25 protein-coding genes, 2 tRNA genes and 1 riboswitch are annotated in these 23,706 nt (G+C 37.3%); of the genes, 14 read left to right on the top strand and 13 right to left on the bottom strand.

Annotated elements, in window-relative coordinates:
• Positions 1-130 precede the first annotated feature (130 nt).
• Entirely contained in the window at positions 131-889 is a 759-nt protein-coding gene (locus AC13DP_RS13860) for a THC0290_0291 family protein (RefSeq protein ID WP_013069673.1), read from the top strand.
• Positions 890-929: 40 nt separating this feature from the next.
• Here AC13DP_RS13860 and AC13DP_RS13855 read toward each other — a convergent pair whose 3' ends face one another.
• The 4 genes from AC13DP_RS13855 to AC13DP_RS13840 all read right to left on the bottom strand — a co-directional run bounded on the left by AC13DP_RS13855 (position 930) and on the right by AC13DP_RS13840 (position 4,037).
• Complete coding sequence (locus AC13DP_RS13855; protein WP_295178448.1) at positions 930-1,514, bottom strand: hypothetical protein; 585 nt, start codon at positions 1,512-1,514, stop codon at positions 930-932.
• A gap of 25 nt (positions 1,515-1,539) precedes the next feature.
• Positions 1,540-2,142, bottom strand: coding sequence for a bifunctional nicotinamidase/pyrazinamidase (gene pncA, locus AC13DP_RS13850; protein ID WP_483067967.1), 603 nt, complete (start codon positions 2,140-2,142; stop codon positions 1,540-1,542).
• A 6-nt stretch (positions 2,143-2,148) separates the two neighbouring features.
• Positions 2,149-3,558: a nicotinate phosphoribosyltransferase gene (locus tag AC13DP_RS13845; protein ID WP_483067966.1), complete on the bottom strand. Its 1,410-nt coding sequence runs from the start codon at positions 3,556-3,558 to the stop codon at positions 2,149-2,151.
• A gap of 335 nt (positions 3,559-3,893) precedes the next feature.
• Positions 3,894-4,037 carry a hypothetical protein gene (locus tag AC13DP_RS13840; protein ID WP_483067965.1) on the bottom strand — a complete coding sequence of 48 codons (144 nt, stop codon included), beginning with the start codon at positions 4,035-4,037 and terminating at the stop codon, positions 3,894-3,896.
• A 118-nt stretch (positions 4,038-4,155) separates the two neighbouring features.
• Here AC13DP_RS13840 and AC13DP_RS13835 point away from each other — a divergent pair.
• The 9 genes from AC13DP_RS13835 to AC13DP_RS13795 all read left to right on the top strand — a co-directional run bounded on the left by AC13DP_RS13835 (position 4,156) and on the right by AC13DP_RS13795 (position 12,776).
• Positions 4,156-4,229, top strand: a tRNA-Asn gene (locus tag AC13DP_RS13835).
• Between the two features lie 57 nt (positions 4,230-4,286).
• Positions 4,287-4,360, top strand: a tRNA-Asn gene (locus tag AC13DP_RS13830).
• Between the two features lie 44 nt (positions 4,361-4,404).
• Positions 4,405-4,533 (top strand): GIY-YIG nuclease family protein, encoded by a 129-nt coding sequence (locus tag AC13DP_RS13825; protein ID WP_483067964.1) that lies wholly within the window; start codon positions 4,405-4,407, stop codon positions 4,531-4,533.
• A gap of 187 nt (positions 4,534-4,720) precedes the next feature.
• Positions 4,721-4,882, top strand: coding sequence for a hypothetical protein (locus AC13DP_RS13820; RefSeq protein ID WP_295178456.1), 162 nt, complete (start codon positions 4,721-4,723; stop codon positions 4,880-4,882).
• A gap of 385 nt (positions 4,883-5,267) precedes the next feature.
• On the top strand, positions 5,268-7,736 hold the full coding sequence (locus tag AC13DP_RS13815) for a TonB-dependent receptor (protein WP_272958847.1): 2,469 nt from the start codon (positions 5,268-5,270) through the stop codon (positions 7,734-7,736).
• 2 nt (positions 7,737-7,738) lie between these two features.
• Positions 7,739-9,031 carry a PepSY-associated TM helix domain-containing protein gene (locus AC13DP_RS13810; RefSeq protein WP_483067963.1) on the top strand — a complete coding sequence of 431 codons (1,293 nt, stop codon included), beginning with the start codon at positions 7,739-7,741 and terminating at the stop codon, positions 9,029-9,031.
• Between the two features lie 480 nt (positions 9,032-9,511).
• A complete protein-coding gene (locus tag AC13DP_RS13805) occupies positions 9,512-11,089 on the top strand; it encodes a glycoside hydrolase family 32 protein (protein ID WP_347406099.1) in 1,578 nt (525 codons plus the stop codon).
• A 21-nt stretch (positions 11,090-11,110) separates the two neighbouring features.
• Positions 11,111-11,875 carry a type I methionyl aminopeptidase gene (map, locus tag AC13DP_RS13800; RefSeq protein ID WP_347406098.1) on the top strand — a complete coding sequence of 255 codons (765 nt, stop codon included), beginning with the start codon at positions 11,111-11,113 and terminating at the stop codon, positions 11,873-11,875.
• 1 nt (position 11,876) lies between these two features.
• On the top strand, positions 11,877-12,776 hold the full coding sequence (locus AC13DP_RS13795) for a carbohydrate kinase family protein (RefSeq protein ID WP_013069659.1): 900 nt from the start codon (positions 11,877-11,879) through the stop codon (positions 12,774-12,776).
• Positions 12,777-13,026: 250 nt separating this feature from the next.
• Here AC13DP_RS13795 and AC13DP_RS13790 read toward each other — a convergent pair whose 3' ends face one another.
• The 7 genes from AC13DP_RS13790 to thiS all read right to left on the bottom strand — a co-directional run bounded on the left by AC13DP_RS13790 (position 13,027) and on the right by thiS (position 19,542).
• Positions 13,027-13,221: a hypothetical protein gene (locus AC13DP_RS13790; protein ID WP_347406097.1), complete on the bottom strand. Its 195-nt coding sequence runs from the start codon at positions 13,219-13,221 to the stop codon at positions 13,027-13,029.
• A 226-nt stretch (positions 13,222-13,447) separates the two neighbouring features.
• Positions 13,448-14,554, bottom strand: a complete 1,107-nt coding sequence (gene thiH / locus AC13DP_RS13785; protein ID WP_347406096.1) for a 2-iminoacetate synthase ThiH — start codon at positions 14,552-14,554, stop codon at positions 13,448-13,450.
• A complete protein-coding gene (locus tag AC13DP_RS13780) occupies positions 14,547-15,317 on the bottom strand; it encodes a thiazole synthase (protein WP_347406095.1) in 771 nt (256 codons plus the stop codon). Before AC13DP_RS13780 ends, thiH begins: the two co-directional genes overlap by 8 nt.
• A 762-nt stretch (positions 15,318-16,079) precedes the next feature.
• Positions 16,080-16,754 carry a thiamine phosphate synthase gene (locus tag AC13DP_RS13775; RefSeq protein WP_347406094.1) on the bottom strand — a complete coding sequence of 225 codons (675 nt, stop codon included), beginning with the start codon at positions 16,752-16,754 and terminating at the stop codon, positions 16,080-16,082.
• Entirely contained in the window at positions 16,735-17,331 is a 597-nt protein-coding gene (locus tag AC13DP_RS13770) for a thiamine phosphate synthase (RefSeq protein ID WP_347406093.1), read from the bottom strand. The genes AC13DP_RS13775 and AC13DP_RS13770 overlap by 20 nt, the downstream gene beginning before the upstream one ends.
• 99 nt (positions 17,332-17,430) lie before the next feature.
• The gene (thiC, locus tag AC13DP_RS13765; protein WP_347406092.1) at positions 17,431-19,287 is read right to left on the bottom strand and encodes a phosphomethylpyrimidine synthase ThiC; all 1,857 of its coding nucleotides are present in this window, start codon (positions 19,285-19,287) and stop codon (positions 17,431-17,433) included.
• 51 nt (positions 19,288-19,338) lie between these two features.
• Positions 19,339-19,542: a sulfur carrier protein ThiS gene (gene thiS / locus AC13DP_RS13760; protein ID WP_013069652.1), complete on the bottom strand. Its 204-nt coding sequence runs from the start codon at positions 19,540-19,542 to the stop codon at positions 19,339-19,341.
• Positions 19,543-19,728: 186 nt separating this feature from the next.
• Positions 19,729-19,825, bottom strand: a riboswitch (TPP riboswitch).
• Positions 19,826-20,009: 184 nt separating this feature from the next.
• On the opposite strand from thiS, the gene AC13DP_RS13755 reads away from it, so the two are divergent.
• Genes AC13DP_RS13755 through AC13DP_RS13740 form a run of 4 tightly spaced genes read left to right on the top strand, consistent with a single transcriptional unit; the run spans position 20,010 to position 22,214 of the window.
• A complete protein-coding gene (locus AC13DP_RS13755; RefSeq protein WP_013069650.1) occupies positions 20,010-20,459 on the top strand; it encodes a 6-pyruvoyl trahydropterin synthase family protein in 450 nt (149 codons plus the stop codon).
• A gap of 48 nt (positions 20,460-20,507) precedes the next feature.
• Entirely contained in the window at positions 20,508-20,885 is a 378-nt protein-coding gene (locus tag AC13DP_RS13750) for a rhodanese-like domain-containing protein (protein WP_013069649.1), read from the top strand.
• Between the two features lie 49 nt (positions 20,886-20,934).
• A complete protein-coding gene (locus AC13DP_RS13745) occupies positions 20,935-21,696 on the top strand; it encodes a UDP-2,3-diacylglucosamine diphosphatase (protein WP_347406091.1) in 762 nt (253 codons plus the stop codon).
• Between the two features lie 38 nt (positions 21,697-21,734).
• Positions 21,735-22,214, top strand: a complete 480-nt coding sequence (locus tag AC13DP_RS13740; protein ID WP_347406090.1) for a thioredoxin family protein — start codon at positions 21,735-21,737, stop codon at positions 22,212-22,214.
• Between the two features lie 15 nt (positions 22,215-22,229).
• Here AC13DP_RS13740 and AC13DP_RS13735 read toward each other — a convergent pair whose 3' ends face one another.
• Together AC13DP_RS13735 and AC13DP_RS13730 are read right to left on the bottom strand one after the other, a co-directional pair.
• The gene (locus AC13DP_RS13735) at positions 22,230-22,742 is read right to left on the bottom strand and encodes a hypothetical protein (protein ID WP_347406089.1); all 513 of its coding nucleotides are present in this window, start codon (positions 22,740-22,742) and stop codon (positions 22,230-22,232) included.
• A gap of 198 nt (positions 22,743-22,940) precedes the next feature.
• Complete coding sequence (locus tag AC13DP_RS13730) at positions 22,941-23,681, bottom strand: TerB family tellurite resistance protein (protein WP_347406088.1); 741 nt, start codon at positions 23,679-23,681, stop codon at positions 22,941-22,943.
• Positions 23,682-23,706: the final 25 nt, after the last annotated feature.

The raw sequence follows: 23,706 nt of genomic DNA, 5'->3' as shown, positions 1-23,706 counted from the left end.
TCGATAAAATTTTAGTTTTTCATACAATATTAACTTTCTATTGAATTTCATTAAAAAAAAGAAAAACTCAATTTAAAAATACCTAATCTTCTTTTTATATATTTGCCTATAAATCCTTTAACCCCCTGTATTGAAGCGGATTCGTATCATATTTTTAATCGGTTTTTTATGCATTTCATCTCCTTATTCTTTTGGGCAGGTATTGCACGAAATAGGAGTTACTGCCGGGCCGGCAGCTATTACTTCCGATTATGGACAACGCGGTGAATTTAGAAACTTTTATTACAACACCGGTTTTGGGGTAGGATTTCAGCATTACATGAATTTTGTATACACCGGGAATAATTACCGCACAAGCTATTTTAAAGACTTTTTTAGGGTAAGAACAGAAATAGATTATTTTCATTCTTACTTAAACCATTACGGCCCTATTTCTTACCAAAACAACCCCAGGGGAGAAATGCTAAGAGCTATGCACGGTGAAACCAATATATTCGAAATAGGTACGCAACTGGAATGGCACTTTACCCAAATTAGGGAGTTTCTGATTTTTTCAGAACGCTTTTCTCCATATATCACCGCAGGCATACATGCAGTTTACTACATCCCTGATGCGTACAGTGATCTTGGACCCATCGATAATCCTAGAGTCTTATTCCCTGCTTTTCAGGGGGGACTTAATTTAGATAGCGGGTTCACCTATAATTTCGTGTTTGGGGGAGGCACGCGCTATCGACTGGGAAGAAATAGTGATTTAGTGGCTGAAATTAAATGGCAGTATTATGGCAGTGATTACATTGAAGGCTTAAATGTACAAGGGCCGCAAAATAAATCGAACGACTGGACCATTTGGCTAAACTTTGGATATATTCACTATCTCAATTTTTAGAAAGCTTCTTACAGAATGAATAAAACCATCCTTAGGCAATTCATTCCTGAAATTTATCGAACTCCTTTATTTTTTGGCCAAAACAGTTATTTACCATCATTTCAAATTGCGGAATATTTTCGATTTTAGTAACATATACCGCACGTGAATCACCGTACTTTAACCGGATCACCTTCTCATTTACTTCCTTAAGACTTAAGCTACGGTCCCTTTCATCTTTAAACAACACCTGATTTCCTGCACTCAGCATAAAATCCTTTAATTTAAAATGAATATTTTCGTTCTGGCCGTAAATATCTATAGCCCCTTTAGAAATGTAATAACGCGGAATAGTACCGTCGCAAGGCTCGTAAAGTAAAAACTGATCGTTATATTTTTTAATCTCAACCAGTTTAAATATAGAATTTTCATGTTTTCTTACTTCGGAAGTGATCACCGAATCTAATTGCTGATAAAAAACCGAAGTCTTTGTAGTATCTATAAAAAGTTGATACTTTTTTAAATCTAATGCCGCAGCAGAGGTGCGCTCGGGAATGCTGTCTGATGGAGCCATATAAGGATCCATAGATGTTACTTCAGTTTCAACTTTGGTAGAAGTATCGTTTTTACAACTGAAAAAGCTCAAAAAAACAATGAATATAAAAAATATCCTATACCTCATCTGCATATAATATCTTCCCTCCTTTTTCAACAATTCCAGCTTTTGCTTTTTCAAAACCTGTAGCATCTATAGCGCATGTGGCATCTTCAATTAAAAAAGCTGCAAAACCTTCAGCTAAAGCATCCTTAACACTAAAAGCTACACAAAAATCACCGGCCAGACCGGCAAAATATAGCTCGGTTACTCCTTTTTCTTTTAAATAGCCACTTAAACCAGTAGATTTTAAATGAGCATTATCATAAAACCCACTGTAACTATCAATTTCAGGATCGGTACCTTTTCTAAAAATCGCTTCGATTTTATTCAATTTCAGCTTAGGATGAAAATCGGCACCCCTACTACCCTGCACACAATGATCCGGCCACATGACCTGATCGATTCCGTTTAAATCAATTACCTCGTAAAGGTTTTTATGATGGGTGCTGGCAAAACTTGCATGACCCTCCGGATGCCAGTCCTGGGTAGCAAGCACTAAATCGAATTGATGCTGAATTTTATTAATTATTGGTACAATCTTATCGCCATCGGGAACGGCTAAGGCGCCGCCAGGCATAAAATCGTTTTGTACGTCTATAAGAAGTAAAGCCTTCATGCCATTTTACATTTTATGTTCGCTAATTAATCGATCCCTCTCTGCCTTTAATTTTTCTGAGATACTGACTTTATAAATATGCGGATTGTTAAAGCGTTTATACTCAAGTGGTAATTCTGCCAATCTCGATTTGCTGTATGCCGCAATTTCAGAAAGTGTTCTTTTTTTGATTTTCATTATGCCATTTTCCATTACTGGTTGCAATAATGCTTCTTTTTGGTAAGCGGAAACATCTAAAAACTTGTAAGGTTCTGACGGATGAAAAACTTTAGACAGTTCAGTATCGTTTTCGTTTTCCATCACAATTACATCGACCCCTGCACACTCTCCGTTTTTATCTTTCATTCGGTATACCTGCTTTCGATGCGGCAAAGTGGTTTTAATCAAACTTTCTGAAATCTTGATTCTTGGCTTTCCGTCTGAAAATGTGAGCTTATACACACCATCTAAAGCTGCATCAGGTTTGCCAATCACAAGATTTGTTCCCACTCCGTAAATATCGATTGGCGCATCCTGTTCCTGTAAACTTTTAATCACAAATTCATCTAATTGATTTGAAGCCGCAATTTTCACATATTCGAGACCAGCAGCATCTAAAAGTTGTCGCGCTCTTTTACCCAAATATGCCAAATCTCCGCTATCTAAACGAATAGCCATTAATTTTTGGCCTTGTTCTTCCATTTCCTTTGCCACTGTAATCGCATTGGGGATACCACTTTTTAAAGTATCATAAGTATCCACCAAAAGCACACAAGCTTTAGGCCGGCCTCTGGCGAATTCCCTAAAAGCGGTAAGCTCATCATCATAACTCTGCACAAACGAATGCGCCATCGTTCCAGAAACCGGAATATCCAAATCCCGACCGGCAATGACATTACTGGTCCCGTTAAAACCGCCAATCATGGCCGCTCGCGTGGCGTAATAACCGCCAGGACCCTGTGCACGTCGCAACCCAAAATCAAGCAAAGTCCGCTCTCGAGACACCAATCGCATTCTACTGGCTTTGGTTGCTATAAGGGTTTGAAAGTTTAATAAATTCAATAAAATCGTTTCGATAATCTGAGCTTCGATTAAATTGGCTTCCACCTGTAAAACAGGTCGGGTTGGAAAAACTACATCCCCTTCCTGTACCGAGTAAATATTTCCTGAAAATTTAAAATTCTCGAGATATTCTAAAAAATCATCCTCAAAATCGTATTGCTTTAAAAATTGAATATCTTCCTTACTAAACCGAAGATTTGTAATAATTTCCAGTAAATCTTCTAACCCTGCAAAAATGGCAAAACCACTTCCGTACGGGATTTTTCTGAAATAATAATCAAAAACGGCTTTGGTGTTTCGTTTTCCATTTTTAAAATAAACCTGCGACATTGCAAGTTGGTATTGATCGGTATAGGTTGCCGTAAAATCAAACATAAGAGGTTGGTTTTGTAAATCGATAATCAAGATTTATTTTTTTAATGAACTATGCAGTTTATCCACATCGTTAATTAAATTTCAGCCAATCGATTTTTATAAAATTCTAAATCTTCAGTCCTGAACAATACAAATTTAAGCCTTTGCAAGTGTTTTAACCCTTCTGCTTCCGTCAAAATTGTATTAAAAACCATTTCAACGGCATTAATTTTGGAATAACAGAAAATTCCTGTTGAAATTTCAGGTATAACCACCTACTTGATTTTATGTTTTCAGTGAGTTTTATAATATACTGATAGAATATTCTATCTTCAGGTTTGTCGTTTTCCTAAAGTTTATTTCCCGATTTTATAAATCGTATTGTTAACCCCCGGAGGGAGTTTAGCATTTGCGGCATTTACTATAGCATCAACATCTGGTTGACTTGCAATATTTACATTTTTTATAAAAATGTATAAATCATGGATTTTCAGACTCATAGCACTAATATTTTTTCCAAATTCAATTTTATTTAAAATACTGCTTTATTTTTTTGAATATTATTTAGTGATAATTAAAAATTCCGTTATATTTGCATCCGCAAAATTGATTGCAAATTCCTCCTTAGCTCAGTTGGTTAGAGCATCTGACTGTTAATCAGAGGGTCCTTGGTTCGAGCCCAAGAGGGGGAGCAAAAAATTTTAAAGGCAAATTCAGCTGCCGGGAATGCTGAAGACATATTGATATATTCCTCCTTAGCTCAGTTGGTTAGAGCATCTGACTGTTAATCAGAGGGTCCTTGGTTCGAGCCCAAGAGGGGGAGCAAAAAGCCACACTAGTTTTAGTGTGGCTTTTTTGTTATCTTCCATGATGCATTTTGTTTATATTATTTATTCGCAGAAAGTTGATCAATACTATATCGGAGAAACCGAAGATATTGAAAATAGGGATCAATTCTACAATCTGGGTTTTTACGATTTTAAGAATATAATTTAATCAAGGTGTACCGATATACACATCCTTCAGCGAGTTCCTCAAAAATAGATTTCTAGTTTGTAAGTTTAGTAACGTTCAAAATGAGGTAGAAGACCAATCCTAATTGGTATGAAAATGAGCTCATCGTTGACGTTAAGGAGGTTACCGAAGAAGAGGCGAAAAGAAGATTAGAAGAACATCCTGATAAATGGAAGAAACAGAAGATGGAATTGAATTAAGTGATGAGGATGCTTTAACCTTAATAAAAACATCAGTAATTATTGACCACTGGTCAACTTTAGATTTTCAAATTGAAGACAAGGAACCATTCGTTGTAGGATATATCAAAACAGAAAGTAGAACTGAATAACAATAACACAATGCCCCAATCAAGTGGATGGCTCCGCCATCGAATGACGGAGTAGCACCCCTCACACCACCAGAAAGATTGAAGGTCTGCGTATTCCGCTTTTCATTCTATTGATTGGAAGCCCTGAATCCACCACACAAAAATCTTAGATAATCTTACCTAATCTTTTCGCGAAGAGTTTACTTCCCAATATTAGTACTAAAGTTATCTTCATATCTTACATAGCTGTGACCTCTATTTTCCTGTTATTTCTCAAACTCATCGAGCAGGGATTAGAGCATACCTAAACTTTATTTAAAATTAATCTAATTAAAATTTGTGATAAAAGTAAGTTCGTTTTAAATTCGCAATCGATTATTTAGAATTGTTTTAAATAAAATTCAAAATGAAAAAAAATTACTTTCTCTACTTCTTTTTACTAGCACTATTTAACACGGCCTATGGTCAGAATATTTCCATTCACGGAAAAGTTTTTTCCGATTCGGGAACTCCAATTCATAATGCCAATGTATTTGTACTAAACTCCAGCACAGGTGCTATGACCAATAAGAACGGACACTACGAACTTAAGAATCTTGCCCCTGGCAAATACACTATAAAAGCTTCCTATCTGGGATATGAATCTATAAATAAATCAATCACTGTAAAGGAAGGAACAAAAGCTGAACTAGACTTCCTATTAAATGAATCGGCCACCCAGTTGCAAGGGGTAGAGATTATCGGTAGGAAAGAACGTAACTACAAGAACACCACCTCTTTTATTGGTACTAAATCAGCTACGCCGCTTATCGACGTACCGCAGGCCGTAAGCTACGTCACTAAAGAGGTTATCTTAGATCAGGCAGCCTTTACCGTGAACGATGTGGTGAAGAATGTTAGTGGTGTTAACCAGTTTTCTTTTTATAACGACTTAACAATTAGAGGATTTAGAGTTCAGGGACAACGAAATAGTAGTATGCTTTTAAACGGCTCCCGAATGATGACCAGTTTTTGGAGTCAGCAGATTATTCCCCATGTCGAGCGAGTAGAAGTTATTAAAGGGCCTGCTTCTGCCCTGTTTGGAAATGCATCCCCAGGCGGAACAATAAATACCGTTACAAAAAAACCGCTACAAACCACTAAACAATCTATAAGTGCCAGTATGGGTAGTTTTAATACGTTTAGGTTGTTAAGCGACTTTACCGGCCCAATGAGCAAAGACAAAAAGCTTTTATACCGTCTAAACTTAGGATACCAAAATACCGATGGTTTCAGGGATTTGCAATTCAACAAAAATATTGTTGTGGCACCTTCGTTCTCTTTTATCCCTAACGAAAAAACACGTTTAAATTTAGATGTAGTCTACCAGGACAATAAAGGACGACTGGATCGTGGACAAGCCGTTTTTGGTGATGGCGACCTCTACTCTACACCAATAACTACTTCCTTAAGTGCAGAAAATGATTACCTGAACGAACAAAATCTAAATGTAACTTTATCATTTCAGCATAAATTCAATGAACACATCAGTTTTAATAGTTCGTATATGAATTCTGGTTACGATGAAGATTTGTTAGAGCATAGAACGGCCAACAATTTTTTGGCCCTTGGTGACGGCTCTTATGATATTACGAAAGTAGCTATGCGCGTATTTAATCGTAAGCGCTCATGGAACAACCAAAACTTTACCAATTACCTTAATGTTGATTTTAACCTTGGAGCCATAGAGAACAAGTTTTTGGTGGGCTATGATTATTTTCAACAGGAGCTGGAGCCGGGAGGATCTCAACTAGAGGCCAACGCTTATCTTTTAAAAAATGGTAAGGCAACGAATTCCTTCAATGTTGCCAAAAAAGATAATTATGTACTTGACGAAAATGGCAACCCTGTAGCCAATGTAGCGCCTTTTGATCTGACTTCTACCAACGGAAACGCTATGCGCGACATGAGCAATTATGTGTATGGTATTAGAAATTATGACCGGTACAAACAAACCGGAAATGGTATTTATCTACAAAACCAATTTCAATACAAAAAGTTTAATCTTTTGGTGGGGCTACGCTACGATGACTTTACCGATTATCTAAACTATGAAACTGCTGAAGAAGAAAAAATTAGTCAGGATAAATTTATACCACGAATCGGAATGGTATACAAGCTTAAACCAAATGTTAACTTTTACGGCACCTGGGTAAAGGGTTACCAACCGCAAACGGCCACCACTATCAATAATCCTGAAGCCGGAGGGCCTTTTGATCCTTTGACCAGTGAATTGTTTGAAGCTGGGATAAAAACAGAGTGGTTCAATAAACGCCTAAGCGCTACTTTAGCTGTTTATTCCCTAAGCCAGAAAGGCGCTTTATACAATGCTAATGATTCCAGTAACTCTGATTTACTAAAGCAAATTGGGGAAGAAAAATCAGAAGGTGTTGAAGTTGACATTTACGGTCAGATTATGCCCAACTGGAGTGTGATTATGAATTATGCATATAACCACGCTTATTTTACCGAAGCCGATGAATCTACACTCGCCACTTTTGGTAATCAAAAACCCAACGCCCCCAGAAATACCTTCAATTTTTGGTCAAAATATATCATTGATCATGGAGATTTAAATGGATTAGGATTTGGACTTGGTTACGATTATGTAGGCGAAAGAAACGGATCTATTGTGAGAGACCCAGAGTTGATCCCGGTTTTTCCTAGTTATGGATTGTTTAATGCCGCTATCTATTATAAAGTGAATAAATTCCAGATACAATTAAATATTAATAATGTATTTGACAAAACACATTGGGTAGGTGGTTACGATTTCTTGCGTGCCTTCCCGGGTAGACCTCGAAACATTATGTCAACCGTTTCATATACTTTCTAGCATTGAAATTATCAAAGAAAAAGTTATTTAAAATTCATAGTTGGATTGGTACCAAGTTAAGCATACTATTTTTTATAGTATGCTTTTCAGGTACTATGGCAACCCTTAGCCACGAGATGGATTGGTTATTTATTTCTGAGATCAGGGCTAAACCCCAAAAAGAATTTGCCTCGAGAAATACCATTATCAGTAATCTCAAAAAGCAATATCCCAATGCTCAGATTTCCTATTGGATGCGGGCAGAAGAACCTTATTTATGTGATATCATCTATACAAAGGTGGATGGCAGGCAAACCTATGTCTTCGCCAACCCATATACAGGAAAAATACAGGGAAATGCCAATCTTACCTTTCAACGCTTTTTCAGGGATCTTCACTATTTTTTATTTATGCCTTTTTATCAATTTGGCTATTTAGTGGTATTGAGCTTTGCTTTTTTGTTGCTGATTTCCTTTTTAACGGCTTTATGCTTTTATAAAAAATGGTGGAGAAAATTATTTAAACTCGAAACAACAAAAGGCCCGTTGGTGTTTTTCAGAAGTCTTCACCGGCTCGTGGGATTATGGTCTATTCCGTTTTCCATGCTGTTTTCAGCTACCGGAATATGGTATTTTATAGAACGCACCAATATTGCCGATGTACGCACCGCAGTAAACCCTAAACCTCCAAAGCTGGAATATAGCAATGCAAATAACGATAGTATTAATCTTACCTATACTATTGACTATGACCGTATCACTCAGGTAGCCCAAAAAGCAATTCCTTATTTTAAGCCAGAAGGTATAAACATCCCCAATACAAAGAATGAGCCTGTGTATGTTAGGGGCAACTCTGATGTTCCGCTGGTTCGTCAACGTGCTAATAGGGTCTATATAAACCCATATAACTACAAAGTAGTAAAGATCCAAAATGCTAAAGATATAAGTAATATCATGTGGATAAATGATATTGCCGATCCACTTCATTTTGGATACTGGGGAGGACTAACCACAAAGATTATCTGGTTTTTTATAGGTTTAGGCATTTCTTCATTGATATTAACCGGAATATGGATTACCCTAAAACGCAAGGCGTTACAAAGAAAAAAGAAGCAAATCCCAATATTGGGTAAATGGAAGTTTGTAAATTGGGGTATATATATCCTTCTAATCATAAGCATGTATGTACAACTGGTGTCACGTTACCATACGTCATCTACAGGAATACTGGTCATTAGCTGTGGATGGATTGTAATTTTACTGCTTACTTATTATGTTTTTGTTCACCGTTTAAAAAAGGCCGTTAATACAAAATAGGAGTACCTCGACTTTCCAGAAATTGTTATGATTAGTGATATACACCTTTTCTAAAATCAGTTTTTTAAAAGCCATCCTCTTTTTAGTACCAAAGTTTTGCTATTTACCAATTTGTAATCATTTATAACCGATGTCGATTATGGTAGACATTTTGGGGCATTTCGATACAAATTTTCCTTGAAAATTCACTCAATGTCCCAAAAATGGAAGCTCCATTAAAATTTTTCAGTAAACTACCTCAGGGCAAGCCCACCAGGCATTCGATAGAGACTAAATTTCAATTCCGAGGCCTCCCGATTGCTATCGTTACGGGGTACTAAACCTTTTGGCGGTGCCAATAAAGATTTCACTCATCCTCCTGCATTTTATGGAATCAAACTCAGATGAATAACATTAGGAAAATCGCTGAAATTTTCACTATTTTTATAAAATCTTAACCTCTAGCTGCTTTTTATTGTTGATTATTAATTTTGAGATGCTATGAAAATTTTGAGACCTGCAGCGCTTATTGCTTTTTTATTAATGATATCCTGTAAACACGATACTAAGGATTCACAAACCGATGAAAATAAAACAGCATCGATTCAAACCGATGAGGATTTTAGACCTGCTTTCCATTTCTCCCCAAAGGAAAACTGGATGAATGATCCTAATGGAATGTTTTACTTAAACGGTACGTATCATTTATTCTTTCAGCATTATCCAGAAGATAATAAATGGGGCCCAATGCACTGGGGACACGCTACCAGTAAAGACATGATTACCTGGAAAGAACAGGACATCGCTCTTTTTCCCGATGAAAAAGGCTATATTTTTAGCGGGAGTGCGGTTGTAGATCACAATAACACTTCTGGCTTTGGAGATGGCACCACTCCGCCAGTTGTAGCCATGTTTACCTATCATGATGCGAAGGCTGCTGAAGAAGGCCGAATCGATTATCAATCGCAGGCTATTGCTTATAGCCTGGATGAAGGAAAAACCTGGACAAAATACAAAGAAAACCCGGTAATTAAGAATCCCGAATTACAAGATTTCAGGGACCCTAAAATGAACTGGGATGAAGCAAACAATCAATGGTTAATGGTGCTTTCGGCTAAAGACCGTGCATATTTTTATACTTCAGAAAATTTAAAAGACTGGAAAAAGGTATCGGAATTTGGTGAAAATTACGCAGCGCAAGACGGCGTTTGGGAATGCCCCGATTTCTTCCCTATGAAAGTAGAAAACAGCGAAGAAACCAAATGGGTGCTTATTCAAAGTACTAATCCCGGCGGATACAATGGCGGCTCAGCCACGCAATATTTTGTGGGTAATTGGGATGGTAAGAACTTTACTCCTGAAGCCGATCTTCATGGAAAAAACATAGACCATCCTTACTGGCTGGATTTTGGAAAAGATAATTATGCCGGAGTTACATGGTCTAATATTCCAAAAGAAGATGGCCGGACTTTATTTATGGGCTGGATGTCTAACTGGCTTTATGCTCAGGAAGTTCCTACTGAAACATGGAGAAGCGCCATGACAATTGCACGAAAATTAACGCTAAAAAAAGAAGATGATAAGTATATTATCACATCTACCCCGGTTAAAGAACTTGAAAAATATATTGGTGAAACGATCACCAAATGGAAGGTAACCGACGAGGATCATGCCATAATCGATACCAACGAGCTTGATCTTACCAAAGCACAGGTTTCTTTTTTAATTCCCAAGATCACCAAAGATGTTCATTTATCTTTAAGTAATGATAGTGGCGATCATTTTAAATTTGGATTTAAAAAAGCAGAAAACGAGTTTTATATTGATCGATCTGAATCTGGAATTACTGACTTCGGAAAGGAATTTGCTTCTACCATATCTACCGGAAGAAGAATATCGACTTCAGATTCCTTACAAGTAAACATGATTTTAGATAATATGAGCATCGAAGTTTTTTATGATGACGGAGAAACAGTAATGACCGAGATCTTCTTTCCCAAGCAGCCTTATACCAGTTTAAAAATTAATGAAGGTGTTCCTGTAATCGATATTGAAGCCAACGAATTCAATTTTAATTAATAACTATTCGAATTAAAATCCATGTCCATAAGCACTGAAGCAGAATTAAACGGAATGAAAAAGATTAGTGAAGTTGTTGCAATTACACTTAAACTAATGAGAGCATTTACAAAACCTGGAATTTCTACCAAAGAACTGGACGATTATGGCGGTGAAATTCTTAAAAGTTATGGTGCAAAATCGGCACCTTTCGAAACTTATGGGTTTCCCGGTTATACCTGCGTTAGTGTAAATAACGAAGCTGCCCACGGTATTCCGTCAGAAAATAAAATTCTAAAGGAAGGCGATTTAATAAATATCGACGTGTCCGCAGAATTAAATGGATTCTGGGCAGATAATGGAGGTTCTTTTATTATTGGAAAAGATCTCAATAATCACCAACCTCTGGTAGATGCTTCGAAGAATATTCTGCAAAAAGCGATAAGTCAAATTAAAGGCGGAGTGAAAATCGCAGATATAGGCTATTTAATGGAAACTGAAGCGAAAAATTCTGGATTTAAGGTCATTAGAAATTTAGCAGGACACGGGGTGGGTAGAAGTTTACACGAAAAGCCCGAAAACATTCTAAATTATAGAATTAAAAGCAATCGGGAACGCTTCAAAAAAAATACCACGGTAGCCATAGAAACTTTTATCGCTACAAAATCGACCATAGCAGTAGAGCAAAATGATGGCTGGACACTTATTGGAAACAAAGGTGGTTATGTAACACAACATGAACATACTATTATGGTCACCGATGGTCTTCCTTTAATATTAACTGCAGCTAACGAAATTTGGAACTAAAATGACACAAAAGCTAAAAGCAGTCTCTTTTGGAGAAATTTTATATGATATTTTCCCTAATTCAGAAAAAATTGGGGGAGCACCTTTAAATGTTGCTTCCCGCCTAAGCGCCAACGGAATTGACACCACGATGATTAGTAGTGTTGGCCAGGATGAAAAGGGAAAAAATTTATTGGAATACCTAAAATCCAGAAAAATAGATCATTCTTTAGTTGCTAAAACTCCAGATTTCCCTACCGGTGTAGTAAATGTAGAGCTCGATAAAAATGGTTCAGCTTCTTATACTATCGAATATCCTGCTGCATGGGATAAAATCGATATTTCTGAAAATATGATCGAAAAAGTAAATACTTCAGATGCTTTTATCTTCGGAAGTTTGGTTTGTCGCGATCAAAAAAGCAGAGAGACCTTAAATGAATTACTCCAATATGCAAAATTCTCTGTTTTCGACATCAATCTAAGACCACCGCATTACAAAAAAGAAGTTTTAGAAGACCTTATTTTAAAAGCTGATTTCATTAAATTTAATGACGACGAATTATATGAGATCGCGGCGATGTTTGACTCGCCTTTCCACTCGCTGGAGCAAAACCTCAGCTACATGGCTAAAATCACTAATGCCAAAACCATCTGTGTAACCAAAGGCAGCCATGGTGCCGTTCTTTTTACTGAAGGAAAATTATACTACAACAGCGGTTATAAAATAAAAGTAGCAGATACCGTGGGAGCCGGTGATAGCTTTTTAGGATCATTGATTTCAAAATTATTACAACAAGAAACACCTCAAAAAGCGTTGAATTATGCCTGCGCGATTGGCGCCCTGGTGGCCTCGCAAGAAGGAGCAAATCCTAAATTTTCTGCTGAAGAAATTGAAAAGTTTATGTTTCCTGATAGGGTGTAGAGGATAACCGGAGACAGACTGCAATTCTTTGCAAAAGATTTTGTATCAAAGTCTCCAGTTAAGTAGCAGTTTGATAAAATTATGCGTAGCCTCCTCGCTGTTAAAAGTTAAGAGAAAAGAATCAGGAGACAAGAGACAAGACTTAGCGCCGAATTTTAAGGTGCCGCTTAAGGAAAATTTGGATTTAAAAAAGGATTATAAAATTTCTTAAATCGAAATGCGATGCTGAATCGTAGTCCGGAGATTAGAATTATTTATTCCCTAGAAAACGTAAGCCTCTAAAAGCATAATATCCTACGAAATACCCCAGACCCATCATTAAGATTGGGTTTAAGTTATCACCAAGTATATCTTTAAATATCAAATTAATCGCAAGCAATACACTAAAAATAGCGATAAATCCTAGCGTAAGAATAGTATTCAAACTGATTTTATTTTCACTCATAGTATACGTTTTTAAAGACAAAAAATATTTTATTTCCCCCGAATAATTTACAATTTAGGTATTTTTTATTTGAAATGGAAAATAGTAATTAAAATAAAGGAATGAACAGGAATGTTCAACAACCTGCAAGGGAACATCGAAGAAAAGCCAACGCCTAAAAGCAGACAGTTTCAAGCTAAAAGCTCCCAACTAATTCCACTCCATTCTAAATACTAACAATACTAAACTAAAACTTCTCCCAGTCTTTCCAAACCGGTTCGATTCCGTTTTTCCTTAACATGGTAGCGATCCTTTCGGTGCTACGCTCATCTGAAATTTCAAACTGCTCCAACGATTGTGGTTCTACCACATAACCACCAGGATTGGTTTTTGATTCGGCACTCATCGAAGTGATCCCTAAATGCGCAATATGATCGCGAAATTTTTCCTGTTCGCGGGTAGAAATCGATAATTCTACATCCTCATCTAAAATTCGGTACGCACAGATTAATTGTAGCAAATCGGGATCGGTCATTTCAACTTTGGGCTCTAAACCGCCGCTAAAAGGTCGCAATCTTGGGAAAGAAATCGAATACTTTGTTTTCCAATAAGTCTTCTGCAAATATTTAAGGTGCAAAGCCGTAAAAAAACTATCGGCACGCCAATCTTCTAATCCAAATAAAGCCCCAATTCCTATTTTGTGAATTCCGGCTTTCCCCAAACGGTCTGGTGTTTCTAAACGATAATCAAAATTCGATTTTTTCCCTTTAGGATGATGAATTTTGTAGGTCTCGCGGTGATAAGTTTCCTGGTACACTAGAGTGGCATATAAACCATCGTCAACCAATCGTTCGTATTCTTCCAGATCCAGCGGTTGGACTTCAATAGAAATATTTGCAAAATGTGGTGTTAAAAGACGAACAGCATTACTCAAATAATCAATGCCCACCGTTCTATTCGCTTCCCCTGTAACCAGTAAAATATGCTGGTAGCCTTTCTTTTTCAGAAATTCGGCTTCTTTTAAAATTTCAGCATCGGTTAAGGTGCGCCGCGGAATTTTATTCGTTAAACTAAATCCGCAATACGTACAGATATTTTGGCATTCGTTACTTAAATACATTGGCGCGTACATTTGCATGGTATTGCCAAAACGCTTTTTGGTAATCAGTTTACTTTTGGTAGCCATTGTCTCTAAATAAGCTTTGGCAGGCGGAGAAATTAAGGCTTTAAAATCTTCAAGATCGGGTTTTACAGCACTTAAAGCACGCTCTACATCTTGTGCATTTTTGTGTTGAATACTTTCCAAAACCTCATCCCAATCATACTTTGCTAATAGGGTTTTAAAACTACTCATATAAAAATTGTGTTAGTGGGCTACTGGCTTGGGCATTCTTACCGGTTCCGGCAAGTTTTGCTTCGTAAGCCATTCGCCCGGATTCTACGGCCATTTTAAAGGCTTTTGCCATTTGTACCGGATTCTTAGAAACGGCAATTGCGGTATTTACCAAAACAGCATCGGCCCCCATTTCCATAGCAAAAGCAGCGTGTGAGGGAGCCCCAATCCCTGCATCTATAATTACCGGAACATTACTTTGTTCGATAATAATTTCTAAAAAATCGAAGGTTTTTAAGCCTTTATTAGTACCAATAGGAGCACCTAAAGGCATTACACATTGCGCACCTACATCTTCGAGACGCTTACAAAGCACCGGATCGGCATGAATATACGGCATGACTACAAAGCCCAGTTTTACCAGTTCTTCACAGGCTTTTAGGGTTTCTACCGCATCGGGCAATAAATATTTAGGATCGGGATGAATTTCGACTTTCACCCAGTTTGTTCCAAGCGCTTCCCTGGCCATCTGGGAAGCAAAAACAGCCTCTTTGGCATCTCGAACTCCTGAGGTATTGGGTAACAAACTTAATTTTTCGTGCGCCAGGCTACTAATCATATCGTCCTCTGTATTGCCAGCCTCAACCCTTTTCAGCGCCACGGTTACCAATTCACTTTCTGAAGCTAAAACCGCTTCGCGCATTAAACCTGAATTACTAAACTTTCCCGTTCCCGTAAATAACCGAGAATCAAAGCTTTTATCTGCTATTTTTAGTTTTTTCATTTTGTATTTTTTATTCCCCTAGTCCCCACCAAAAGGGGGAATTTTATACTTTGATTTTTAATTCTGAAATCAATTCATTTTCAAATCAGTACATTACCACATCATCAAATTGGCTATTTTCTCAAATCTAAATACAAACTTAAATCCACTTCTCGATACAATTGCACCTTACCTCGCAAGCACTCGAAGTGACAAGCGTTTCTCAAGAGTGACTTCAGATCTTCATTTAAAATTCAACATTTAGCATTCAAAATAAATTAGTCCTGAATCTTGCTTCAATTCATTTTCAAATCAGCTCATTACCACATCATCAAATTGACTATTTTCTCAAATCTAAATACGAACTTAAATTCACTTCTCGATACAATTGCTCCTTACCTCGCAAGCACTCGAAGTGACAAGCGTTTTCTCAAAAGTGAATTCATTTCTTCATTTAAAATTCAACATTTTGCATTCAAAATAAATTAGTCCTGAATCTTGCTTCTTGACTCTTGATTCAATTCATTTTCAAATCAGCACATTACCACATCATCAAATTGGCTATTTTCTCTAATCTAAATACGAACTTAAATCCACTTCTCGATACATTTGCTCCTTACCTCGCAAGCACTCGAAGTGACAAGCGTTTTCTCAAAAAGTGACTTCAAATCTTCATTTAAAATTCTAAATAAATTAGTCCTGAATCTTACTTCTTGACTCCTGATTCAATTCATTTTCAAATCAGCACATTACCACATCATCAAATTGACTATTTTCTCAAATCTAAACTCTCACAGCAAAGCGATCTAAAATATGCTGAATTTCATTTTTGGGATCTTTTGAATGCGTTAGTAAGCTGGAAACAGCCACTCCACTTAAACCAATTTTCTTTAGATCCTGAATATCCTTTAATGCAATGCCACCTATGGCAATCACCGGTACGCTATTTTCTTTTTTTAGATAGTCTTGCATCAAATGTTGATAACCTGAAAAACCAAGAACAGGACTCAGTTCCTTTTTGGTGGAAGTAAATCGTAAAGGCCCCAAACCAATATAATCAACTCCGTTTTCCAGATGCTCCAAACAATGCTGAAGCGTATTCGCCGTTCCGCCAATGATTTTATCCTTTCCTAAAATCTTTCTAGCCTCTAAAACATCTGTATCTTCTTGTCCCAAATGAACTCCGTCAGCATTACAGGTTTTCGCCACTTTTACATGATCATTTACAATTAGCTTTGCTTTGTATTTGGCGCATAATTCCCTTGCCAAAATCGCCGTTTTCAGTATTTCTTTTTGCGGCATCTCTTTGATTCGTAACTGAATCCAGTTTGCACCTGCCTTTAAAACACGTGTTATATTTGCTAAGTGTTCCTCGCGATCTTTACCCTGCGAGATATAATGCAAACAGGAGATTTCTTTTGGTAAATTCACCGAATGTTTAGTTGAAAACTGACTCATATTGTTGCTGAATTTTAATAAAACTATGTATTGGATCTTCCTGTAGCCAAACCGCTCCCAAAACAGCCACACCATAAAACCCCATATTATAGGCAAGTGGAATTTTCGCTGCATCTATCCCGCCAAGCGCGATCACTTTTTGCTGGATGTCCAGGACTTGAAACGTTTTTCCCACATACCCGGTTTTAGAGATGGAATTAAAAATCGGACTCAAAAAACAGTAATCGAAAATCGATGTTCTCGAGATCTTTTCTTTTTGATGAAACGAGGTACTCACTGTAAATTTTAAATGCTGAAATGCGTTGACATAATCTTCTAAAGTTTCCTTCATACTTGTTCTGAAATATTCCGGAAGATGTACCCCTTTCAACCCAAATTCTCGTGCTAATTCGTGATGCTGATGTAGCACCATTTTAGAACGATATCCCGGCTCAAAGTTTTCTAACCAGGTTTTCAGCTCTTCAAAAGAAACTTCAGGTTTACGAATATGAAATGTTTCTAAACCTGCATCGAACATCGATTTCAGCTGAGATTCTTCATTCTCGATCAACTTTTCCGCAGAAATTACAATCAGCATAATTTTAAGCTTTGTTATTACTTGAAGCTCGCAAACTTCCCACTTTCACCTTTCTAACTTTCAAACTTTCCAACTTTCCAACTTTAAAAACTTACACCTCTACAGATATACTTCGCTGCCTTTCTTTTTAAACTCTTCTGATTTCTCTTCCATGCCTTTTTTGATTGCTTCTTCACTGTCGAGTCCGTTTTCTTTAGCATAATTCCGTACATCCTGTGTGATCTTCATCGAACAGAAATTAGGGCCGCACATCGAACAAAAATGAGCCACTTTCGCATTTTCAGAAGGTAAGGTCTCATCGTGATAAGCTCTCGCCGTATCGGGATCTAAAGCTAAATTAAACTGATCTTCCCATCGAAATTCGAACCTCGCCTTACTCATGGCATCATCGCGATGCTGTGCTCCTGGATGACCTTTTGCCAAATCGGCCGCATGTGCTGCAATTTTATAGGTAATCACACCTTCCTTTACATCTTCTTTATTGGGTAAACCCAAATGCTCTTTTGGCGTCACATAACACAACATCGCACAACCGTACCAGCCGATCATTGCGGCACCAATTCCGCTAGTGATATGATCATAACCCGGTGCAATATCGGTTGTTAATGGCCCTAGTGTATAAAAAGGCGCTTCCCCGCATTCTGCCAACTGTTTGTCCATATTTTCTTTAATCATGTGCATGGGGATGTGCCCGGGACCTTCAATAAAACACTGTACATCGTGCTTCCAGGCAATTTTGGTTAATTCGCCAAGCGTTTCTAATTCGGCAAACTGCGCATAATCGTTCGCATCTGCAATACAACCAGGACGCAAACCATCGCCCAGTGAGAAAGCTACATCGTAAGCTTTCATGATTTCGCAGATTTCCTCAAAATGCGTGTATAAAAAACTTTCCTGGTGATGCGCCAAACACCATTTTGCCATGATCGAACCTCCTCGAGACACGATACCGGTGACCCGTTTTGCAGTATGCGGGATATATTGCAAACGAACTCCGGCATGAATGGTAAAATAATCGACACCCTGTTCGGCTTGTTCAATTAAAGTGTCTCTAAAGATCTCCCAGGTAAGATTTTCAGCTTTTCCATTTACTTTTTCCAAAGCCTGATAAATAGGTACTGTTCCGATGGGTACCGGAGAATTCCGAAGGATCCATTCACGGGTTTCGTGAATATTCTTTCCGGTAGAAAGATCCATGATCGTATCGGCACCCCAACGACATGCCCAAACTGCTTTTTCTACTTCCTCTTCAATCGAAGAACTTACGGCAGAATTCCCAATATTGGCATTGATCTTTACCAAAAAGTTTCGTCCTACAATCATAGGTTCACTTTCAGGATGGTTAATATTACTAGGGATAATTGCACGTCCTTTCGCTACCTCATCCCGAACAAATTCAGGAGTAATGACTTTAGGAATACTCGCCCCAAAACTCTCGCCCGGATGTTGCTCGGTAATCTGATTGATTTCCTGAAGTTTCTGATTTTCCCTAATGGCGATAAATTCCATTTCCGGCGTAATAATTCCTTTCCGCGCGTAATGCATTTGGGTGACATTTTTTCCCGGTTTTGCTTTTAAAGGTTTCCTGATTCGTTGAAATCGAAGTTTCTCCAGCTTTTTATTTTCCTCTCGTTGCCGGCCGTATTCCGAGGAAAGTCTGCTTAACTGCTGCACATCTTCCCTGGCAGCAATCCATTGCTGGCGAATAGGTTTTAAACCCCGGCGAACATCGATCTCTACATTAGGATCGGTGTAAGCACCGCTGGTATCGTACACCAAAACAGGCTCATTTGGCGTTCGGATACCGTTAAATTTATCGAGGGTATCATCAAGACTAATCTTACGCATTGGCACCTTCACATTTTCGTGAAGTTGGCCTTTTACATAAATTTTTTCTGAGTTGGGAAAAGGCGTTCTGCTTATGGCTTCTCCCCGTGGTAACTGGTTAGGTTTCATACTAAAAAGGTTTAGATTGATTTTTAAAATTCGATTACTATTGTAAATCAATCAACCACCCTGCGTAGCACGAATCACCAGTACGTTATTTCCTTCTTCCAACAGGGTATGCTCCCATTGGGGTTTAGAAATAATCTCGTTGTTAATAGCGATTGCAATTCCTAAAGGCTGAATATTCAGCTGCTCCAGCAGTTCATCAAGCTTTACCGGTTCTTTAAAAGAATGATTTTGGTTGTTTACGTTTACAGTTATCATATCCTTAGATTTTTAATAGCTGTAAACCAAGGGGAATTGTCCCTGAAGAAAAGTGAGTAACTTCGTGGTAAATCCACGAGCTATGAACCGAAATTTAATTTTTACTCTTAAACCAGATTATAAATAGTAAGTCTGGTTTTTAAATAAATCAAAAAGATTTCAGCCTGATATTGGCCATATTCGATTCAAAATTTTCGTACTTTTTCCTTCGCAGATGCTAATCTGGATCAGGTTCAAAGGGTGTTATCTCAGCCAAATTTAATTGGCACCCCTAAAGTTTACATTTTCAAAGTTAACTCAAATTTTCCGGGATAAAAAAATGCTGAAGCTATAATCTTCAAAATTGGATACACTTTTAATACCTTTGCTTCTAAATATTCCCTGAAAAATCCAGAGTCGATCTTATATAATTTCAGCTTAAATTTTACAGGGAAAATAATTACACAAGGCAGACTTAAAATTTCGGTATGGCAAAAATCAGGATTACCAAACAATTTTCTTTTGAAACAGGACACGCGCTTTACGGCTATGATGGCAAGTGCCGCAATGTTCACGGCCACAGTTATAAACTTAGCGTAACTGTTATTGGAGAGCCAATCACAGATACTGAAAATGTAAAATACGGAATGGTAATCGATTTTGGTGATCTAAAAAAGATCGTGAAATCTGAAATTGTAGACCAATTTGATCATGCTACAGTTTTTAATCAAAACACCCCACATATCGAGCTTGCCAAAGAATTAAAAAACCGTGGTCATCATGTAATTTTAGTAGACTATCAACCCACCAGTGAGAATATGGTAATTGATTTTGCTGAAAAAATAAAGAAACATTTACCGGATCATATTCAACTACATTCTTTAAAACTTCAGGAAACCGAAAGCAGCTTTGCAGAGTGGTATGCAATTGATAATTAGAAATCTTGATTTTCGAGACTTTTGATATCTTACTGAGTAAACTAAAAAATGAATCCGATTATTCCTGCCATTGTCATCGTAATACTGTTGGGCTCCTATTTTGTGCTGAAAAACTATAACAACAGAAAAAGAGACCAATCGCTGAAAGGAAAGAATATTAGTCAGTTTCAAATTTTAGATGTTCGCACTCCAAGGGAATTTAAGCAGGGACATATAAAAAATGCCATTAATTTTCCGCTGGGCATTATAAATTCAGACAGTCTTAAAAAGTTAAATAAAGAGCTTAATTATATCACCTATTGCGCACATGGAATACGCAGTGTAAAAGCCAGCAAAATTTTAAAAGAAAACGGTTTTAAAGTCACTAATGGGGGGTCGATAAAAGACCTCCAGAAATTAATAGCGTATTCTGAAAACAGAAACTAATCGTGCTTTACAAGTTTCTGTTAACTTTGTAAAAGTTAAGTAACGAGCAATGATCATTCCCGAAGAAAAAAAAGTATATTTTACTAGTGATAATCACTTAGGTGCTCCCACCAAAGAAGCCAGTAAAACCAGAGAGGCGATATTCGTTAAATGGTTGGATGAAATTAAAGAAGATGCCGCTGCTATTTTTTTGCTAGGTGATCTTTTTGATTTTTGGTTTGAATATAAACATGCTGTGCCTAAAGGCTTTGTTAGAGTTTTAGGAAAACTGGCCGAACTAAAAGACAGTGGTATTCCCATCTATTTTTTCATCGGAAATCACGACCTATGGATGGAAAATTATTTTGAAGAAGAACTAAATATCCCCACCTATCGCAAACCACAGGAATTTGAATTTAACGGAAAGAATTTTTTAATAGGTCATGGGGACGGACTTGGTCCGGGAGATTATGGTTATAAGCGGATGAAAAAGGTATTTACCAATCCCTTTGCAAAATGGTTGTATCGTTGGCTGCATCCTGATATTGGCATTCCGTTAGCCCAATATTTTTCAGTAAAAAATAAGCTCATCTCAGGAGATGAAGATGCTGAATTCTTAGGTGAAGATAACGAATGGTTAATCCAGTATTGTAAGCGTAAACTGGAAACTAAACATTATGATTATTTTCTTTTTGGTCACCGCCATTTACCTATGGAAATTAAGCTGAAAGAAGATTCTAAATATATCAATACCGGCGACTGGATTACACATTATACCTATGCCGAATTCGACGGAAATGATTTGCTCTTAAAAAAGCTGAAGGATAAATAGAAAGTTACAGTTTACAGTAGATAGTAATGGCTAAAAAAATGATTAAAAATCTTCAAATATTCATCCTTTTCTTAGCCTTGCCCATACTCAGCTATAGCCAGAAAATCAATACTATAAACTGGTTGAATTTTGAGCAATTAGAAAATTCTTTAGCCAGAAAACCGAAAAAAACTTTTATCTATTTCTACGCCGATTGGTGCGTGTACTGCAAAAAGATGGAGCAAAATGCATTTAAAAATGCTGAAATAATTGAAAAATTAAACTCTGATTTCTACGCGGTTAAAATGAATGCCGAAAGTACTGATACAATTAATTTTGAGGGCCAGAAATTCTATAATCAACAAGCCGAAAGCATGCGAAATGGCATTCATCAGATTCCACTTCTATTAGCTAGTCGAGAAAACTTTGAATTTAGCTTACCAGTGATCCTAATTTTAGACGAAAAATTTAAGGTTAAAAACCGCGAATTTGAATATTTAACGACTAAAAAAATGATGGAGTTGATAAGCATCAAGTAAGTTAAGTGCATATCATTATTTCGCTACTAAAGGCAGAATAACAAGCAGCTCAGTTTCAGAAACCTCTATCTGCGCTAGAACTTCCCCATTTATCGATGCACTTATCGGAATAATATAAGAATAACAAGGTTCTTCAATTTGTTCTGCCCGAATCACCAAATCGGTCGTTTCAAATCCCTCTACACTTATTCGATATTGATAAGTTTCCTTACCGCCTAGCATAAATACTCCCAGAGAATATTGAATTTCACTAGCTATAGAATTAGGTGCTGCATTTTCAATTTCGGGAATATAAACAAAATCAGAATTCCCCGAATCTGATTGTATCGTAATAATCTCTGGATCAATACTTCCGTTTTCAAGAAGATTTTCCCCCGAAGCATCTACCAGTCTTATTAAAAATTGCGGAGAATAATAAGAGTCTAAAAGCGCATTTTCTTCCAAAAAACATTCAATTTCCTCATCATCATCACCTGCACAACCTAACAAAAACACCAGTAAAAATAAAAATCGTAAAGTAGCTCTCATAAATCCCTGTTTTATAAATAGATACCTAAACAACTAAATAGTTGCGTAACCATCCAAAAATAATTTGCGTTAGGGATTGCAGTGAAAATCCTTTGGTGAGGAACGAGCATAAGATTGTAGCGTAAAGCCCGGCCGCAGGCAACGTCTATATTAAGCCTCCAACATTTACTACATCAATTACAAATGGCTCGATGAGCCTTAGAAGCCGCGTTCTTTCTGGATGGTTTCGTAGGCTTCCTGTACTTTATCAAATTTCTCACGAGCCCCTTTTTTATAAGCCTCATCCATGTGTTCTAACTTATCGGGGTGATATTTCTTTACCATTTTACGATAGGCTTTTTTCACATCGGCATCTGAGGCTGATTTATCGATCTCCAGTATTTTATAAGCACTCTCTGGCGTTTGCTTAAGAAACATGGCCTTAATACTTTCAAAATCCTTAGCACCAATCTTAAGATAACTGGCGATTTGCTGGATCATATTAGCCTCTGAGGTACTTACCGAGCCATCGGCCTGGGCAATCCCAAATAAAAAGTGCGTAATTTGCAATCGGGTGGGATACTGAGTACGGCTGGCCAAATATTGTGAAATTCGGGAGGCCGATAATTCGCGGTTTTTAATGACATCATTAAAAGTTCTAAACGTAGCATTGGCCCGTTCTTTCCCATAAGCACGAACAAAATAGGAACGCACATAATCCAGTTCGGTTTGCGAAACTTTACCATCTGCTTTAATAACCAGGGCGCAAAGTGACAATAAATTGAGTTCAAAATCACCCGGACTTACCGACGACGACTGCTTCCCTCCCATCATCGACTGTAAAAAGCCACCACTGCTGCGATTCCAATTATCTAAAAGTGTCCCAATGATAAAACCAATAATGGCCCCGGGATATCGCATGTACATAAAACCTAAAACAGCTAAAAGCCACTTTATCATAGATCGAAATTTTTTAGCAAAGATA

The sequence above is a fragment of the Zunongwangia sp. L-65 genome (assembly GCF_056859415.1).
The sequence above is the reverse complement of the archived record's forward strand: the minus strand, read 5'-3'. Positions and strand labels throughout refer to the sequence as shown.